Annotated in this window: 1 protein-coding gene and 2 pseudogenes; 2 read left to right on the top strand and 1 reads right to left on the bottom strand. The window is 63.9% G+C overall.

What is annotated here, in order from left to right; all coding sequences use genetic code 11:
• Window positions 1–328 precede the first annotated feature (328 nt).
• Together ACZ4NT_RS39045 and ACZ4NT_RS39040 are read left to right on the top strand one after the other, a co-directional pair.
• The gene (locus ACZ4NT_RS39045; protein ID WP_467730171.1) at window positions 329–1186 is read left to right on the top strand and encodes an IS5 family transposase; all 858 of its coding nucleotides are present in this window, start codon (window positions 329–331) and stop codon (window positions 1184–1186) included.
• Window positions 1187–1444: 258 nt separating this feature from the next.
• A pseudogene (locus ACZ4NT_RS39040) lies at window positions 1445–2283 on the top strand (IS5 family transposase).
• Between the two features lie 524 nt (window positions 2284–2807).
• On the opposite strand, the pseudogene ACZ4NT_RS39035 reads toward ACZ4NT_RS39040, so the two are convergent.
• Window positions 2808–2954 (bottom strand): annotated as a pseudogene (locus tag ACZ4NT_RS39035) (DDE-type integrase/transposase/recombinase); the annotation flags it as partial.

Genomic DNA, 2954 nt, shown 5'->3' with positions numbered 1-2954 from the left:
AGAAGCCGTGTTTCCGGCGAATCACTTCGTTGAGTGATCGAGCCGGCTCCTGGATTTCATCAGGAACCACCCAATACCAGAATCAAACGCTCACTTAGAGGTCGTTTTCATCTCTAACGCCCCGCTATCTCCGGGTTCTTGTGGTGCGGAACTGTGGTGTTGGTGCGGCTGCTGATGCGGGCGCGTTTCGATGGTCAGGTGGGGTGAGGGCTGGGATGGAACGCGGCTTGCGCCTGTCTCATTCCAAAACGCCCTGTTCATGCGCCGTGCTTCCATGTCCGGTGACGCGCGCCTGGGCGCACTCGGCTCGGCACGGTACGTCCAGAGCATGAGTGAGCGACGTCCATATCCGAGTGATCTGTCCGATGCTCGATGGGAGTTGATCGAGCCGGTACTGGCGGCCTGGCGCTTCGAGCGTCGCGGCCGGGCCCTGGACTTCGGGCGCCCGCCCGAGCATGACCTGCGCGAGATCATGGACGCGATCTTGTACGTGGATCGAACCGGGGCGCAGTGGCGCTATCTGCCGCACGACTTCCCGCCCTGGGAGACGGTCTACGGCTACTTCGCGAAGTGGGAGAAGGAAGGTGTGTTCGCCCAGCTCAACGGCCTGCTCAGGGAGTTGGTGCGGCGGCAGGAGGGCCGCAATGCGAGCCCGTCGGCCTGCGTGATCGACGCGCAGAGCGTCAAGACCTCCACCAGCGTCCCCGCCGCGAGTCAGGGCACGGACGCAGGCAAGAAGATCGTTGGCAGGAAGCGGAGCATCGTGATCGACACGATCGGCCTCCTGCTCGCCGTGCTGGTCACCGCGGCCAGCGTGCAGGACTCCGTGGCCGGCACCCGGCTGCTCGACCAGGTCGCCACCGACCATCCCGGCATCCGCAAGGTCTGGGTCGACGGCGGCTACCGTCAGCACTTTGTCGAACACGCCGCCACCCCCGGTATTGACATGGAAATCACCCAACGCATTCCCGGGACCAGGGGATTCACCCCAATTCCGAAGCGCTGGGCGGTCGAGCGGACCTATGGCTGGCTCATGCTCCACCGCCGCCTGGCCCGCGACTACGAAGCCCTCCCCGCCCGCTCCGAGGCCATGATCCAGCTCGCCATGACCGACCTCATGACCCGCCGCCTCACCGGCGAGAGCACCGTCTCCTGGCGCGAGCCCGCAAAAACCCACCAAACGTAGATTCCGGGATGAAACAATGGGAGGAAACGACCTCTTAGAGGGCGTTTATGCAGGTCAAGCCCTATATGCGGCTCTCGCTCCTGCCCTGCTTCGAGGGCTTTCATCCCGTAGGCGTCGAATGACTTTCTCCGGTGGAGGCTTGGTCATGCGTCTTGTTAGCTTCTGTACCCGCAAGTCCGTCTGGTTTGAAGATGCCACGGAATCGCCTAGTGAGCAGCGGAACCAGGTCCTCCGTCTCAGTCGTGATCACGCTACGCTGTGAGCGAGCGCAAGCCGTACCCCAGCGACCTGTCTGACGCCCGATGGGGCCTGATCGAGCCGACGTTGACGGCCTGGAGAAAGGCCCGGCTCGACCGCAGGCCGACCGGGCGGCCTGCCAAGGTCGATTTACGCGACGTCTTCCACGCGATCCTCTACGTGAACCGCACCGGAATCCCTGGAAATACCTCCCGCACTACTTCCCGAACCATGGCACCGTCTATGCCTACTACGCCGCGTGGCGGGACGAAGGAATCTTTGCCCAGCTCAATTACGACCTGGCGGGACGGGCCCGGGTGAAGGAGGGGCGCAAGCCCGAGCCGACCGCCTCCGTGATCGATACCCAGAGCGTGAAGACCTCCATTAACGTACCCCTGACCGGCCAGGGAACGGATGCGGCCAAGAAGATCGTCGGGAGGAAGCGCGGCATTCTCACCGACACGATCGGCCTCATCCTTGCCGTAACCGTCACTGCGGCCGGCCTCTCGGAGAACGTCCTGGGAATGCGCCTCCTCGACCAGGCGAAGGAGAAGTACCCGACCATTTCCAAGAGTTGGGTTGACACCGGCTTCAAGAACGCCGTCGTCGAGCACGGCGCCCGCCTCGGAATCGATGTCGAAGTCGTCAACAGAAACCCGGGCACCCGCGGATTCCACGTCGTGAAAAGACGCTGGGTGGTCGAGCGAAGCATCAGTTGGATCATGATGCACCGCTGCCTGGCCCGCGACTACGAGACCCTCACCGCCAGCTCCGAAGCCATGATCCACATCGCTTCCGTCGACAACCTCACCAGGCGCATAACGGACGAGACCACCCCCACCTGGCGAGGCACTTACTAGGGCATAAAGGGCAATCTGCCCACTTCAAACGCCCTCTCACAGCCCGTTTCCGCGGCCAGGGCGGCGCGAGCTTGGCCTGGTACCGCTCGTGTCACAATGGCCCTACCCCAACAACGAGTTCAGCGATCACGCCAGCCGACAGGCCGGTGCCCTCCGGTCGCCGATGATCGCTGCACGAGACGCGTTCCCACCACACGACCATGATCAACATTTGGGCGGGGCTGATGGCTGGACGACAGGCGTTTCGCGAACGGATCCGGTTGGATGCGGCCGCGGAGCGATTCGCTGCGGGTGCCTCCAACGCCGAGGTCGCCGGGTTCGGAGACGCTCCACGCCCGCAAGAGATGCCCAGCGAGCGCGAAGCCCGCCTCGACGCCTCCCGATGGCTCCACCGATACAACACCCGACGCCGACACTCCTGCCTCGGACACCGCAGCCCCATCGCCTACGAAACTGCAATCGCAACAACATCAACTACGCTGGCCAAAGCCGCATAACCCGTGTCCAGAATTCGGGGTCAAGGCCCGGGATCCGTGGTCCGTGTGCATGATCGCTCCGGCGAGACTCCCGCGGGTTCGCTCGGCTGCTGCCAGGGCGTCGATGACGAGCTCGGTTCGCATGTGATCGGCGATCGCCCATCCGGCCAGCCGGCGCGAGCACAAGTCGATGAC

This window comes from Streptomyces sp. NPDC026417 (assembly GCF_055567695.1).
This window is presented reverse-complemented; position numbering and strand designations above follow the sequence as displayed.

Coding starts and splice junctions, on each gene's coding strand:
- ACZ4NT_RS39045 (WP_467730171.1), top strand. CDS start 329: ATGAGTGAGCGACGTCCATATCCGAGTGATCTGTCCGATGCTCGATGG.